Annotated in this window: 13 protein-coding genes and 1 tRNA gene; 3 read left to right on the top strand and 11 right to left on the bottom strand. The window is 63.1% G+C overall.

All coding sequences use genetic code 11. The features are described 5' to 3' along the window. The first annotated feature begins 2 nt into the window (after positions 1–2). On the top strand, positions 3–680 hold the full coding sequence (locus QOU61_RS33075) for an AAA family ATPase (protein ID WP_289655367.1): 678 nt from the start codon (positions 3–5) through the stop codon (positions 678–680). An 89-nt stretch (positions 681–769) separates the two neighbouring features. Here the strand turns inward: QOU61_RS33075 and QOU61_RS33070 are convergent, their stop codons facing one another. From QOU61_RS33070 to trxB, 5 genes are all read right to left on the bottom strand, one after another. Next, positions 770–928: a hypothetical protein gene (locus QOU61_RS33070; RefSeq protein WP_289662316.1), complete on the bottom strand. Its 159-nt coding sequence runs from the start codon at positions 926–928 to the stop codon at positions 770–772. Positions 929–1,261: 333 nt separating this feature from the next. Beyond that, positions 1,262–1,393: a hypothetical protein gene (locus QOU61_RS33065; protein WP_289655366.1), complete on the bottom strand. Its 132-nt coding sequence runs from the start codon at positions 1,391–1,393 to the stop codon at positions 1,262–1,264. A gap of 105 nt (positions 1,394–1,498) precedes the next feature. Further along, positions 1,499–2,422 carry a 4-hydroxy-tetrahydrodipicolinate synthase family protein gene (locus QOU61_RS33060; RefSeq protein ID WP_289655365.1) on the bottom strand — a complete coding sequence of 308 codons (924 nt, stop codon included), beginning with the start codon at positions 2,420–2,422 and terminating at the stop codon, positions 1,499–1,501. A gap of 803 nt (positions 2,423–3,225) precedes the next feature. Further along, entirely contained in the window at positions 3,226–4,119 is an 894-nt protein-coding gene (locus tag QOU61_RS33055) for a LysR family transcriptional regulator (protein ID WP_289662010.1), read from the bottom strand. 38 nt (positions 4,120–4,157) lie between these two features. Continuing rightward, positions 4,158–5,123 (bottom strand): thioredoxin-disulfide reductase, encoded by a 966-nt coding sequence (gene trxB / locus QOU61_RS33050; RefSeq protein ID WP_289655364.1) that lies wholly within the window; start codon positions 5,121–5,123, stop codon positions 4,158–4,160. Positions 5,124–5,388: 265 nt separating this feature from the next. On the opposite strand from trxB, the gene QOU61_RS33045 reads away from it, so the two are divergent. Continuing rightward, a complete protein-coding gene (locus tag QOU61_RS33045; protein ID WP_289655363.1) occupies positions 5,389–5,868 on the top strand; it encodes an Lrp/AsnC family transcriptional regulator in 480 nt (159 codons plus the stop codon). Between the two features lie 138 nt (positions 5,869–6,006). On the opposite strand, the gene QOU61_RS33040 is transcribed toward QOU61_RS33045, so the two are convergent. From QOU61_RS33040 to QOU61_RS33020, 5 genes are all read right to left on the bottom strand, one after another. Further along, on the bottom strand, positions 6,007–6,411 hold the full coding sequence (locus QOU61_RS33040) for a DoxX family protein (RefSeq protein ID WP_289655362.1): 405 nt from the start codon (positions 6,409–6,411) through the stop codon (positions 6,007–6,009). 474 nt (positions 6,412–6,885) lie between these two features. After that, positions 6,886–7,359, bottom strand: coding sequence for a transcription elongation factor GreA (gene greA / locus QOU61_RS33035; protein WP_289655361.1), 474 nt, complete (start codon positions 7,357–7,359; stop codon positions 6,886–6,888). A 375-nt stretch (positions 7,360–7,734) separates the two neighbouring features. Next, positions 7,735–11,199 (bottom strand): carbamoyl-phosphate synthase large subunit, encoded by a 3,465-nt coding sequence (gene carB / locus QOU61_RS33030; RefSeq protein ID WP_289655360.1) that lies wholly within the window; start codon positions 11,197–11,199, stop codon positions 7,735–7,737. Between the two features lie 307 nt (positions 11,200–11,506). Further along, a tRNA-OTHER gene (locus QOU61_RS33025) sits at positions 11,507–11,582 on the bottom strand. Positions 11,583–11,650: 68 nt separating this feature from the next. After that, complete coding sequence (locus QOU61_RS33020; protein WP_289655359.1) at positions 11,651–12,346, bottom strand: class I SAM-dependent methyltransferase; 696 nt, start codon at positions 12,344–12,346, stop codon at positions 11,651–11,653. A gap of 116 nt (positions 12,347–12,462) precedes the next feature. Between QOU61_RS33020 and QOU61_RS33015 the strand changes: the two genes are divergently transcribed. Next, positions 12,463–12,990, top strand: a complete 528-nt coding sequence (locus QOU61_RS33015) for a Dps family protein (RefSeq protein ID WP_289655358.1) — start codon at positions 12,463–12,465, stop codon at positions 12,988–12,990. Between the two features lie 106 nt (positions 12,991–13,096). On the opposite strand, the gene QOU61_RS33010 is transcribed toward QOU61_RS33015, so the two are convergent. After that, positions 13,097–14,566 carry a DUF1254 domain-containing protein gene (locus QOU61_RS33010; protein WP_289655357.1) on the bottom strand — a complete coding sequence of 490 codons (1,470 nt, stop codon included), beginning with the start codon at positions 14,564–14,566 and terminating at the stop codon, positions 13,097–13,099. Positions 14,567–14,684: the final 118 nt, after the last annotated feature.

Below are 14,684 nucleotides of genomic sequence, written 5' to 3'. Positions count from 1 at the left end.
GTATGAACGTCATTGTTTTCGCTTCGCGTAAGGGAGGCTCAGGAAAAAGCACCCTGGCCGCCCATCTCGCCGCGCAGATCAAGGCAACCAAGCCTGTTCTGCTTGTTGACGCGGATCCGCAGGGGTCCTTGACGCTCTGGCACAAGTTGCGCGGCACCAACGAGCCGCCAATCAAGGCCGCCGTCAATTCGGTCAGCGGCATCATCGCGAATGCCAGGCGCGACGGCGTCGAGTGGGTTCTGATCGACACGCCGCCGAACCTGTCGGCCGTCGTCGACGACTCGATCAAGAACGCAACGATGGTCATCATCCCGGCGCGCCCGGGCGTGTTCGACGTCAACGCGGTGCAGGAAACCATCCAGATGTGCCGCGCCGCGCGCAAGCCCTACGCGGTCGTGCTCAACGGCGCACCGGCGCGCCGTGACGACGCGGAAAGCCCGATCGTGACGATTGCGCGCGAGGCGCTGGCGAAATTCCGCGCACCGGTCTGGGGCGGACAGATCACCAACCGCGCCGATCTCCTGATGGCGCTCGGTCATGGCGAAGGCGCGCGGGAATATTATGCCGAGGGCCGCGCTGCGGCCGAGATCGCAAGGTTGTGGGCCGCGATCGAGCGCTCGGTGAAAGCGATCCGCGGCACTGCCTCCGCCAGCGGCGCGATGCACAAGCAGGCGGCGTAGTCGCAAGCTTTCGATGTCCTCCAGAAGAAACGCGCAGAGCACCTGCTTTGCGTGTTTTTTCTTTTCTAGCCAGCCGCGACGGCGCGGCGTCACGCCACCATCAGCATGTAGAACACGATCACCGGCGACAGGAACAGGATGGCCGACCAGATGCCGATCGCCCAGAGGATGTCCTCGGTGGTGAAGCCCTGCTGTTCGGGAATTGGATTGATGGCCGGACTGGTGACCGGACTGACTTGAGTATCCACGACGCCCCCCGCAATTCTTGCTTTGTTGTGGGCTAGTGTCCCGCTTCCGAAGTTCGCATTATTCCGCGGCTCTCTCGTTTGCGAACTTCGGAAGCGAAGGACACCAGCAACTTATTATCCAGTGTGGCTTTGGTTCAGAAGTCCGCATGACAAACTCGCTGCGACAATGATGCGGACTTCTGAACCGCCGCACTGCTCAATACGCGAAAGCTTTTAAGAAGCCGGTCGCGAATTCGCTCGGATTTGACCGCAGGCACTACCGCCGATTAACCACCGGCAGCGCCGCTTTGCCGTTTGCTAACCATCGCACGCGCGAAGGCCGCGCGTGACGGCTCAGCTTGCGAGCGAGTGGAACACGAACACCGGCGCGAAGCCGAGCAGCGTCGCCCAGAAGGTGAACGACGCGATCATGAGAAGTTCCTGCAGGCGCTCGTCGCGCGCGCGTCGGATCGTTGTGGTGGCCATGGTTTCTCCCCCCGTCTTTTGCCAGCGGGAGAATCCATACGCGGAAAATTCTAAAGTTTATTCTCGGGCCGTCAGACGCAGTTGAGCCGATCGGCTCACCTGGCGTTAACCAGCCGCGATCGTTGCCCGCGCGCGCGAGCGTCGCGCGATCTCGGCATCGAGCCGCGCGGCGAGCTCGGGGCCGACGCTGACCATCGGCAGGCGCACCTCGGCGCTGTCGATCAGCCCGATCCGCGCCAGCCAGTGCTTGGCGGGCGCCGGGCTCGGCTCGGCAAACAACAGCCGCGTCAATTCGGCGACCGATTGCCAGCGCGCCAGCGCCGCCTCCGCTTCGCCGGCTGCGAGATGCGTTCGCACCGCGGCAAAGCTTTCGGTCTCGACATGGGCCGACAGCAGGATCGCGCCGTCGGCGCCATCAGTGAGCGCGTCGAAATAATGCGCGTCCTCGCCGGTCAGCACGCGGAAGCCGGCCGGTCGCGTCCGCATGAACTCGACCGACTGCGCGCGGTCGGTGCCGCAATCCTTCATGCCGACGATGTTGGGATGCTCGGCCAGCGCAAGCAGCGTCTCGTTGGCGAGGCCGACGCCGCTGCGATAGGGAATGTTGTAGAGCACAATCGGCCATGAGGCGTGATCGGCAAGCCTGGTGAAATGATCGAGCAGGCCGCGCTGCGAAGGCCGCACGTAATAGGGCGACGAGATCAGGTAGCCGTCGATCGGCCATGCCGCGGTGTCGTCGAGCGTGCCGCACAATCTGTGCGTTGCGGCGCCCGCAAGTCCGAGGCAAAGCGGAAGATGGCGGCTGATGGCAGCAAGCTCGGCACGCACGGTGTCGACCAGCCGCTCCAGTTCCGTCATCTCCAGCGCCAGGCCCTCGCCTGATGTCGCTGCCAGCACCAGCCCGTCGATCGGGCGGGCTGCATAATGTCTGACCAGCCGTTGCAGCGATGGCTGGTCGAGTTCCCCGTCGCGAAACGGGGTCACCAGCGGCAGCCACAGGCCCCGCAATTGGGTTCGAAGATCAGTCATGGTCCATCTCCTTTGGTGGTGGGGTACCGGAGGTGGACAGCAAAAAGCCCCGACCTCGCGGCGGGGCTTCAGAAGGCAGCGGCTGAAGAATAATTTTATCGCGCGCGCCGATCCGAGGTCCCCGAACGGGGACCTTTTTTCAACGAGGCACGGCGCGACTTCATGATCATGCTAAGAAGATGCGGGAACAGGGCTGCGCTGTCAACGGATGGTTGCGCAGGATTTCGGGCACGAAAAAAAGCCGGGCTCCAAAGAGCCCGGCTTAAGGTATTGGCCACGTGAGGCCGACACAATCACCTTCCAAGAGGGATTACTGAACTTCCGCGCCACTGGAGGAGGGGGACAAATGCGCAACGCGAACGCTCAGCGTGGAAGTATTATGATCCCCGTCGGCGTCCCGCAGCAACCGCCCGCGCCGCATGTCAGTCATGCGCAAAGCAGGTGTGGGAGTCCGGAAATTCTCCAGTTGCTTACGGCGACGGCGCCTTCAGAATTTCTGCACCAAGCCGCACGAGAATCACGGGATTTCTGCTGCAACGAAGAGAACTTCCGAGCCGCCACACTGGTGCAGTGGATTTGAACTGCACTGCAAACCCGCACTTTCTGGTGATCCTTTGATATCCAACATTCGCAAACATGCCGCTCAAGACGGGATGCGAATGTCAGAATCGGACCACTAAAGCGCGATGAGGTCAGATTGAATCGTCATCGCGCTTTAGGTTCTTGATGAGCATGATCTCCGCGCAAACGCGTTCCGCGTTTGTCGCGAGGGAAAACCGCTGCACACTTTTCCGGATCATGCTCTAGGCCGGCCAGCGCTGCGCCTTGCTCACCACGAAGTCGCGGAAAACCTGCACGCGGGCTACCGTCTTCAGCTCTTCCGGATAGACGAAATAGGTGTCGAGCTGGATCGAATCTGATTCGCCGAACAGCTGCACGAGCCGGCTGTTGTCTTCAACCAGATAGTCCGGCAGCGCTGCGATTCCGAGGCCCTGCTGGCAGGCGCGCACGAGTCCGAGAATGTTGTTGACCTTGAAGTAGGCCTCGCGCGGACCGCTTCCGTTGCGCCCGGCTTCGATCAGCCAGTTGCGATTCTGCAAATGCGGCGCGACCTGGTTGTCGCTCAGCATGATGATGCGGTGCGTGTCGAGTTCGTCGAGCGTGCGCGGCGTGCCGAAGCGCTTGATGTAGTCCGGCGAGCAATAGGCGTGAAAGCCCATCGCGAACAGCTTGCGCTGGATCAGGTCGGGCTGCGTCGGCTTGCGGGTGCGGATCGCGACATCCGCTTCGCGCATCGACAGGTCGAGCTCCTCGTCGGTGACGATCAGCGAAATCCGGATCTCCGGATAGAGCGAGGTGAACTCGCCGAGCCGCGGAATCAGCCAGTTGATGCCGACGCCCGGAGTGGTGGTGATCTTGAGGTCGCCGCTCGGCCGCTCGCGGCTGTCGGTGAGCTTGGCGCGCGCCGCCTGCAACTGCATGAAGACGTCATGGGCGGTGCGAAACAGCAGGTCGCCCTGCTCGGTGAGGATGAGGCCGCGCGCGTGGCGGTGGAACAGCGAGACCGACAACTCCTGCTCGAGCGCCGACACCTGGCGGGAAACGGCCGATTGCGACAGGCCGAGCTGCTCGCCGGCATGCGTGAAGCTGCCGGCTTCCGCGGCCGCGTGAAACACCTTCAGCTTGTCCCAGTCCATGTCGGTAAAACCGTCGCGATTTCGAGTATTAGCCATGGTCATTCAGCCGCTGCGCGCTCGCTGGCGCGTAAAGCAAGGAAACGCTCGGCCTCCAGCGCCGCCATGCAGCCGAGGCCGGCGGCGGTCACCGCCTGGCGGTAGGTTTCGTCGGCCACATCGCCCGCGGCGAACAGGCCTGGCACCGAGGTCGCGGTCGAGTTCGGCGCCACCTCGACATAACCGGACGGTTTCAGCTTGAGCTGGCCGGCCACGAGGTCGGTCGCCGGCGCATGCCCGATGGCGACGAAGACGCCGTCGGCTGGAATCTGCGTGGTTGCGCCGGATTTGACGTTCTTGAGCCGGACATGGGTGACCTTGGCCGGCTTGTCCTCGCCGGTGATCTCGTCGATCAGGCTGTTCCAGATCACCTTGATCTTGGGGTTCTTGAACAGGCGGTCCTGCAAAATGCGCTCGGCGCGGAAATGGTCGCGGCGATGCACCAGCGTGACCTTGGAGGCGAAATTGGTGAGAAACAGGGCTTCCTCGACCGCGGTGTTGCCGCCGCCGACCACTACGACTTCCTTGCCGCGATAGAAGAAGCCGTCGCAGGTGGCGCAGGCGGAGACGCCAAAGCCCTTGAATTTCTCTTCGGACGGCAGGCCGAGCCAGCGCGCCTGCGCGCCGGTGGCGAGCACCACGGTCTCGGCGAGGTAGACATCGCCGGAGTCGCAGGTCAGGCGGAACGGCCGCTGCGACAGCTCAAGCCTGGTCACGAGATCGGTGACGATCTTGGTCCCGACATGGGCGGCCTGCTTCTCCATCTGCTCCATCAGCCAGGGGCCCTGGATGACGTCGGCGAAGCCCGGATAGTTCTCCACGTCGGTGGTGATGGTCAGCTGCCCGCCCGGCTGGATGCCCTGGATCAGGATCGGCTCCAGCATTGCCCGCGCTGCATAGATCGCCGCGGTATAGCCGGCCGGGCCGGAACCGATGATGACGACCTTGGCGTGAATAGGGGCAGGCATGGGCAGGTCCCTCTCTTGGGGAGTTGGTCAAGGCTTGAGCATGAGGCCCGGGGGAGTCATCGCGGCGGTGCCGCAAGTAGCCCTCCAAATTTAAGCCTTCTGCCGAGCCATGCAAGAATTGCAATCCATATCGGCAGTTTTTCCCTTCAATTCCGGGAAATGGGCGTGGGTGGCGCGCAATAAAATTGCGCAATGGCACCCGCCTGAGCTAAAGAGTTGCCACTCCTTTCCCCGCGCTGCCGCAAGAGCTGGAACCCGAATTCACGTGTCGAAGAACCTTGACGAGATCGACCTCAAAATCCTGAGCGAAATCCAGGCCGATGGCCGAATCACCAATGTCGAGCTGGCCAAACGCGTCGGCATCTCCCCGCCGCCCTGCCTGCGCCGGGTCCGGACGCTGGAGGAGGAGGGCTACATCCAGGGCTATCGCGGCCTGCTGGACCCGCGCCGGCTCGGTTTCGACGTCACGGTGTTCGCCTCCGTGCATCTGTCGAGCCAGGCGGAGGCGGACCTGCGCGCGTTCGAGGAATTCGTGCGTGGCGAGCCGCTGGTGCGCGAATGCTGGATGCTGTCGGGCGAAGTCGACTTCATCCTGAAATGCGTGGCGCCTGACATGGCGACGTTCCAGGATTTCGTCACCCATCTCACCGCGGCACCCCACGTGCGCAACGTGCGAACGTCATTGGTGCTGCACAATTCGAAATACGAGGCGGCGGTGCCGCTCGAGCTCAAGGGGCGCGAATAGGCGCCGTCATTCTCCACGCAAGCGCGCAACGCTTGCCGCCGCGCGCAAGCGCGTAGTGCTGAGAGCGCGAATGAAGTGAGCGAAATCCCGAAATTCCGGGTCTGGTGCTGACGCACCAGCCCGGGATGACGCTTCGCGTCAGCTCTTCTTGCCCATCGCCGCATCGACGCTGATCGGCCCGCCGCCGGCCGTCGCGATATAAAGGCAGGCAAAGCACAGCGCGATGGCCAAGCTGCCGCCGTTGTTGAGGGGATGAAGCACCGGCTCCCCGGTCTTGAACATGTGGCCGAGGAAATAGGCGAACGCCATTTCACCCGACAGGATGAAGGCGACCTGCCGCGTGAACAGGCCGGCCATCAGCAGCGCGCCGAACACGAGCTCGATCCATGCGGCTGCCTGGATCAGCGGAGGAATATTGGCGAAATAGGCCAGCACCGGAATCTTGAAGATCTTGGCGACGCCAAACTGAAACAGCAATAGCCCCGTGATGAAGCGAAGCAGGCTGAGCGCCGCCGGCTGCCATTTGGAAAACATCTGGTCCATGTCGTAATCCCCTCTCTGACACGTGAAGAATCGCTACCAATGCACGACGGCATCGGCTCGAGCAGCCGGCGCGGCCTGGCGCTTTTACGCAAGCGCGGTTTCCTTGAGGAAACCACCACCCCCATTTCGCTCGGACATGCTGTAACGCAATCGCGGACATCCGTCACCGGCGCGGATGATCAACACCCACCGCTTTGAATCATTCCGCGGGCCCAGTGGTCCGACGCCAACATTCGCATTCCCTTTGTGGCAGGCACGTTTGCGAATGTCGGCGTCAAAGGACCACTCGCAAATATAAGATTCTAGTGGAGTTTTGGATTTGACATTCGCTTTCGGAATTCGCGGCTGGATGACGAGCGAATGTCAAATCCACTCCACTAGCGCGATTGGCGGAGAACCGTGATTGCGGCGCAACAAAAAGGCCGCGCTTCGCAGCGCGGCTTTCCAGTCTCTCGGGATGGTCGCAGCGGACGATCAGATCCACTCGACCTTGGTAATTTCGTAGGCCTTCGGCCCGCCCGGCGCCATGACCTCCACGGTCGCGCCCTTTTTCTTGCCGATCAGCGCGCGCGCCAGCGGCGAGGTGATGGAGATGCGGCCCTTCTTGGCATCGGCTTCGACCTCGCCGACGATCTGCCAGACCGCCTTCTTGTCGGTGTCCTCATCGACCAGGGTCACGGTGGCGCCGAACTTGATGGTGTCGCCGGAGAGCTTGGTGATGTCGATCACGTCGGCGCGCGCGAGCTTGTCCTCAATCTCGGCGATACGGCCTTCATTATGCGACTGCTCTTCCTTGGCCGCGTGATATTCCGCGTTCTCAGAAAGGTCGCCATGCGAGCGCGCCTCGGCGATATGCTCGATGATGCGCGGACGCTCCACCGACTGGCGCTTCTTCAACTCGTCCTCGAGCGCGGCATATCCGATCGAGGTCATCGGAACCTTTTCCATCATCGCTTCTCGTCCTTCAATCGCGCGGGCCGCCAAGGCCTGGTCCGCACGCAATGTCTTCCAGCCTAGGCTTTCGCGGCTGCGAACACAGCCCTTGAGCCTATCAATTTTCAGCCCTGCGGGAGGGCCGATTCAACATCCATGCTGGTGGAGCGGATTTGGCATTCGCAAGGAACTTGCCGCGCATTCGCGATGCGAATGCCAAATCCAACACTCCACCAGAACCTGACATTTTCCAGTGGTCCTTTGATTCCAGCATTCGCAAAGACGCCTGCCGAGGCGGGACGCGAATGTTAGAACCGGACCACTGGCGGTGGGTTCCAGCCGACGGGCTTGATTCTCAATCATTTAGCGGGCTCGACGGCCCGCTAATGATCAATCTTCAGAAAAATAGCTCTGCAGCGTGCGTACCTCAAGGTCTCCGTCCCTGTAGGCGCGGATGCCTTGGGCTGCGGCCACGGCACCTGAAAGAGTGGTGTAATACGGCACTTTATGCAAGAGGGCAGCACGCCGCAGTGAACGGCTGTCGGCGAGCGCCTGCGGGCCCTCGGTGGTGTTGAAGACGAGCTGGACGTCGCCATTGGTGATGGCGTCGACGATATGCGGCCGGCCCTCCAGCACCTTGTTGACCTTGTCGGTCGGCACGCCGCAGTCGGCGAGGAAGCGCTGGGTGCCCGAGGTCGCCATCACCTTGAAGCCGAGCGCGTAGAGCAGCCGCACCGCGTCCGTGACGCGGTTCTTGTCGCTATCGCGCACCGAGACGAACACGGTGCCCTTGCGCGGCACGCGCGTGCCGCCGCCGAGCTGGCTTTTCGCGAATGCGACCTCGAAGGAGCGGTCGATGCCCATCACCTCGCCGGTCGAGCGCATCTCCGGACCGAGCACGGTGTCGACGCCAGGGAAGCGCGCGAACGGGAAGACGGATTCCTTGACGCCGACATGGCCGAGCTTCTTCTTCTTCAGGCCGAAATCGGCGAGCTTCTCGCCGGCCATGATCCTGGCCGCGATCTTGGCGACCGGCGTGCCGACCACCTTGGCGACGAACGGCACGGTGCGCGAGGCGCGCGGGTTGACCTCGAGCACGTAGATATCGCCGTCCTTGATCGCGTACTGCACGTTCATCAGCCCGATCACGTCGAGCCCGAGCGCCAGTTCACGCGTCTGCCGCTCGAGCTCGGCGATGGTTGCGGCGTCGAGCGAATGCGGCGGCAGCGAGCAGGCGGAATCGCCGGAATGGATGCCGGCCTCCTCGATATGCTCCATGATGCCGACCACGAAGGTGTCCTGGCCGTCGCAGAGGCAGTCGACGTCGATCTCGGTGGCGTCGGACAGATAGCGGTCGAACAGCAGCGGGTTCTTGCCGAGCACGGTGTTGATCTGCCCGGTCTTGTCGTTCGGATAGCGCGCCTTGACGTCGGCCGGCACCAGCTCCGGCAGCGTGCCGAGCAGGTAATCGGAGAGCTGGTTGTCCTCGCGGATGATCTGCATGGCGCGGCCGCCAAGCACGTAGGACGGGCGCACCACCAGCGGCAGGCCGAGATCGGCGGCGACCAGTCGCGCCTGCTCGACCGAATAGGCGATGCCGTTCTTGGGCTGCTTCAGATGCAGCTTGTCGAGCACGCGCTTGAAGCGGTCGCGGTCTTCGGCGAGATCGATGGCGTCGGGCGAGGTGCCGAGGATCGGCACATCGGCGGCCTGCAGCGCGTGCGCAAGCTTGAGCGGGGTCTGGCCGCCGAACTGCACGATCACGCCGTGCAGCGTGCCGTTCCGCCGTTCGTTGTCGATGATCTCCAGCACGTCCTCGGCGGTGAGCGGCTCGAAATACAGCCGGTCGGCGGTGTCGTAGTCGGTCGACACCGTCTCCGGGTTGCAGTTGATCATGATGCTCTCATAGCCGGCGTCGTGCAGCGCGAAGCAGGCATGGCAGCAGCAATAATCGAACTCGATGCCCTGGCCGATCCGGTTCGGTCCGCCGCCGAGGATGATGATCTTGTTCTTGTCCGAGGGCGCGCTCTCGTCAACCGGGGGACCTGCGAACGGGGACTCGTAGCTCGAATACATGTAGGCGGTGGGGGAGGCGAACTCCGCGGCGCAGGTGTCGATGCGCTTGAACACCGGGCGCACGCCGAGCGCGTGGCGCTTCGCGGTGACCTCGGCCTCCGTGGTCTCGGAGAGCACCGCGAGCCGCGCGTCGGAAAAGCCCATCGCCTTGAGCTGCCGCATCCCGAACGCGTTGCCCGGCAGGCCGTGCCGCCGGACCTTCTGCTCGATCTCGACGATGCCGCGCATCTCGGCGAGGAACCAGGGATCGATCTTGCAGGAATTGAAGATGTCCTCGTTCGACCAGCCGAGCCGCATCGCCTGCGCGACCTGCAGGATGCGATTCGGCGTCGGTGTGCCGAGCGCCGCGCGGATCGCGTTCTTGTCGTCGCCGCGCCCCAGCCCCTCGATGTCGATCTCGTCGAGGCCGGTCAGGCCGGTCTCCAGCCCGCGCAGCGCCTTCTGCAGGCTTTCCTGGAAGGTGCGGCCGATCGCCATCACCTCGCCGACCGACTTCATCGAGGTGGTCAGCGTGGTGGAGGCGCCGGGGAATTTCTCGAACGCGAAGCGCGGGATCTTCGTCACCACGTAGTCGATGGTCGGCTCGAACGAGGCCGGCGTCGCGCCGCCGGTGATGTCGTTGGCGATCTCGTCGAGCGTGTAGCCGACCGCGAGCTTGGCTGCGACCTTGGCGATCGGAAAGCCTGTCGCTTTCGAGGCGAGCGCGGACGAGCGCGACACCCGCGGGTTCATCTCGATCACCACCATGCGGCCGTCGGCGGGGTTGACGCCGAACTGCACGTTGGAGCCGCCGGTCTCCACCCCGATCTCGCGCAGCACCGCGAGCGAGGCGTCGCGCATGATCTGGTATTCCTTGTCGGTCAAGGTCAGCGCCGGCGCCACGGTGATGGAATCGCCGGTGTGCACGCCCATCGGATCGAGGTTCTCGATCGAGCAGACGATGATGCAATTGTCCTTCTTGTCGCGCACCACCTCCATCTCGAACTCTTTCCAGCCGAGAACGGATTCCTCGATCAGCACCTCGTTGGTGGGGGAGGCGTCGAGCCCGCGCTCGACAATGTCGAGGAATTCCTCTTTGTTGTAGGCGATGCCGCCGCCGGTGCCGCCCATGGTGAAGGAGGGGCGGATGATTGCGGGCAGGCCGATCTCGGAGAGCGCCATCAGCGCTTCGGCGAGCGCCTGCTGCTGGTAGCGCTTGCGCCGCTCGTTCTCGCCGAGCGTCCATTGCCGCTCGAACTCTTCGAGCGCGCTGCCCGACAGCTTCTCGTGGTCGGCGAGATACCGGTCGCGGTCGGACTTCTTCAGGCCTGATGCGTTGGCGAGCCGCGACTTCGGCGTCTGCAGGCCGATCTTTTCCATGGCGTTGCGGAAAAGCTGGCGGTCCTCGGCCTTGTCGATCGCGTCGGCGGTGGCGCCGATCATCTCGACGTCGAACTTGGCAAGCGTGCCCTGGCGGCGCAGCGACAGCGCGCAGTTGAGCGCGGTCTGTCCGCCCATGGTCGGCAGCAGCGCGAAGCCGCCGGGAACGACATGGCGTTCCTTCTCGATGATCTTGGCGACGATGTCGGGCGTGATCGGCTCGAGATAGGTCGCATCAGCCAATTCCGGATCGGTCATGATGGTCGCCGGATTGGAATTGACCAGGACGACGCGGTAGCCCTCCTCCTTCAGCGCCTTCACCGCCTGGGTGCCCGAATAGTCGAATTCGCAGGCCTGGCCGATCACGATGGGACCGGCGCCGATGATCAGGATGGTGGAGATATCGGTTCGTTTGGGCATCAAGTCTCGCGGGTGGAAATCGGGCACAAAAAAAGGGCGCGCCTGCCGCGCGTCCCCTTGAGCTACAGCGTGAGGGTTTCCCTCGCGCGCGGGTGGTCTTTAGACCAGATTTCGCAGCCGCGAAAGGGTTTTAGGGGCCCCATCAACCGGCATTTTGGCGCTTTAGGGCGCGAGCAGCCCGGATCGAGCCCGGCTTTGCCCACACAGTGCGTCGAGGATTCGCGCAAACGCGCTCTTGGAGGCTATGCCGCGGCAGCCTTCGCGAAATGGGGCCCGGCGGGCCGAAGCAGGCGAAGCCAGCGAAGGCTGGAGGCCCGGCCTGGACTTGAACCAGGAAAAAGGGCGTTGCACCGCCCCCGCGTTGAGCATTCCGCCACCGGGCCGGGGCCGATCATGGCCGATCACACGCCGCGCGGCCATGCTTGACGGCGATTAACCCTAACAAAGCAGCTCAAAACGCATGCCGCGCCACGAAGGTCATGCGCGAGGGGTTGTGACCGATGTTGAAGGGGGCCCGCGAAGCGGTGAATCCTGCTTTCGCTAGTTTGGCCTTGATATCGGCTTCGCTGTAGCGCTGCAGGCCGATGCGCGAGCGCAATTGCCGATAATCGGAAAGCGCGGTGGAGATCAGTCCCTTCAGCGCGTCCTTCAGAAAGCCGTGGCGGGCGCCAAAGCGCAGCAGTGCGAACACGTCGGTGAGCATGCCGACCTCGGGCCGCAGGATGTCGCCGAGGACGAGGCGTCCCGACGGCTTGAGCAGCCGCTTCATCACGGCCAGCGCCGCGTCGAATTCGGCTGCCGTCATGTACTGGACGACCGAGTTCATGACGACCAGATCAAGCGAATCCGGCTGCATCTTGCGCACGTCGTCCAGCGAGCGCACCCGGATCTTGGTGTTGGGGGCAAAGCGGGCGATCAGCCGCCCGCGCACGCCAGGCGCAGGCTCCGCCAGGAACAGCTTGCCGCAAGCCTCCGCGACCCGGGCGGCCGACAGCGCCTCGCCGCACGCATAGTCGAGCACGGTGGCCTCGGGGGAGGAGATGTAGCCGATAATGTCGCGCGCGATGATCTCGAAATGCAGGTCGCGATGGCGCTTGCTCACATAAATCGTATGCGTGGAATCGTAATAATCGATCCATTCGTCCATGACGTGGAGGGTCCGGAAAAAGTGGGGGGTTCCGGCTCAGGAACCGGTCCCCAGAACAGGCGTTAACGGGCAGGGGCACCCTGTCCATCGCCCGGTTCCTTACAGGAAGGTCCATCGTGAGCAAAGCCAAGTCCGATAAAGTTTCTCCCGACCTCGACACCCCGACCGACTTGCCGCCGGCCGCAGTCGACAAGATATCGACGGCGCTGAACACGCTGCTGGCCGATGCCTTCGCGCTCTATCTGAAGACCAAGAACTTCCATTGGCATGTCAGCGGCCGTCATTTCCACGACTACCACCTGATGCTCGACGAGCAGTCGGAAGCGATCTTCGCGACCACCGACCAGCTTGCCGAGCGGGTGCGCAAGCTTGGCGGCACCACGCTGCGCTCGATCGGCCAGGTCGCCAAGCTGCAGACCATCAGTGACAATGACGAGGACTATGTCCCGCCGCGCGAGATGCTGCGCGAGCTGATGGAGGACAACAAGCACATCGCCGCCAGCATGCGCAAGGCGCACAAGCTCTGCGACGAGCACGAGGATTCCGGCACCGCCGGCCTGCTCGAGACCTTCATCGACGAGACCGAGCGGCGCACCTGGTTCCTGTTCGAGGCGAGCCGCCAGGAAGGCAGTAACGCGGCGTGATCCTTCCCTTCTCAGAGGGGAGCAGCTTCGAGGATGCCGCCGTCACGGCCGTCCGCCGACAGGCCGACCGCGTTCGGGTAGTCGAGCGCCGGCGCTCATGTCAGCTTCATTGAGCCGACAGACCGACCGTTGTCGCGGTCTTCACGACCGGCGGGGGATTCCACTTCCCGGTCAGCGCTTCCGACTTCGGGCTGTAGAGCCGCATGGTCAGATTGAAGGCTCCCTTCGGCGCCGGAAGCCAGTTGGCTTCCCTGTCCTTGCCCGGTGACTCGTTCTGGAAGTAGAGATCGAGAGAGCCGTCCGCGTTGTACTTGAACGGCATCCAGCTGCTGACGGTAAAACGATTCAACGCGTTGCCGACCTGGAATCCTTCCGGGTCGTACAGGGTGATCGACCAGAACGCATTGACCGGCGGGGCAGCGCCGTTCGCAAATGTGATGATGTACTTGTTGGCGCCATCGAGCGGTTTGCCGGCCTCGTCACCGAGGTTGAGGGGGTAAATGGCGTCCTCCGGCAGGTTGGCGCCAAGTCCCACCTGCGAGACAATCGCCCGTTTCAGGTAGTAGTTGCCGTAGACCCCCATCGTATCGGTGTTCATCGACCAGCCGTTGGCGACCCGCGCCAGCGTCGGCACTTTCCAGGCCATTAGTTTTTGGCCATCCTGCGGTGCGGTCTCAAGCCCCCGTTGCACCACCGGATCGAGCTTGCCGATGTCAAAGCTCTTGCCGGGCTCGATTCCAATTTTCTTCATCTGCGCGATGATTGGCTCATCGGTGATGTGAGGCGGGTGAAGCTTGAGCAGTTCCGCGGCATAGGCGAAATAGACGCCGGCCGTCATCGAATCGACCTGGATCTTTGGCGGCGTCTTCATGTCGACGCTGGGGTCCGGCTTGAATTCGACCGGTTTTGGCGTTTTGCCGTATTCGGAAAGCAGTGTGACCTTGTAGCCAGCCTGGATCTTATGGACGGCATCGTAGTCCGGCGGGCCGTCGGTCTTGGTGCGGCCGATCACCCAGACATAAGGCGTCGGCGCTTCGATCCGCTGCGTGTCCTTCGGAAGCTTGAATTCGTCAACGAACCTGTCGCGCAGATCGGGCCGCCAGCCCGCAGGCGTCACCAGAAAGGTCCCCGCCTTGGTGCCCGTCGTCCGCCAGCCTGGCGATGCGAACACATCCGACCACATGTCGAGCATCGGCAGCAGGTAGTAACGTCCATTGGTATCCGGCACCGAGATGATGACCGGCTCCTTGGTCATGTCCAGCCAGGACACGGAATAGAGCGTGTCGAAGTTCGACCGCACCACGCCCTTGAAATCTGCCGGCGGGTATTCCGGTACGTTGACGAAAGTATTCATCGGGCCTTTGAAATCGGTGGTGCCGTTGGTGAACTGCTTGCGCGTCAGGTCCATCGATATCAGGGAGTAGAAGTAGACGTAGGCGTCCACCGCGATGGCGTGGGCCTCCTGCTCGGTGATCGGCGCCGCCTGCTGGGCCCGCGCCGCCGGCGAAGCTGTCGCAAGGAAGGCCGTCGCGGCGGCGATGATTGCGAAAATCTGTTTCAATTTGCGGATACGCATGACATCCATCCTTGTGCAAGACTTCGATTTGTCTCGGAAGCCCTCACGCTTCTGCGCGAGAGGTCGCATGCAAGAGAACACGTAGCGTCGGCTGCATTGAACGCCGCGTGACGTCTGC

The sequence above is a fragment of the Bradyrhizobium sp. NP1 genome (assembly GCF_030378205.1).
Taxonomy (GTDB): Bacteria; Pseudomonadota; Alphaproteobacteria; order Rhizobiales; family Xanthobacteraceae; genus Bradyrhizobium.
Note: the sequence above shows the minus strand (reverse complement) of the source record. Positions and strands in the feature narration are given on the sequence as shown.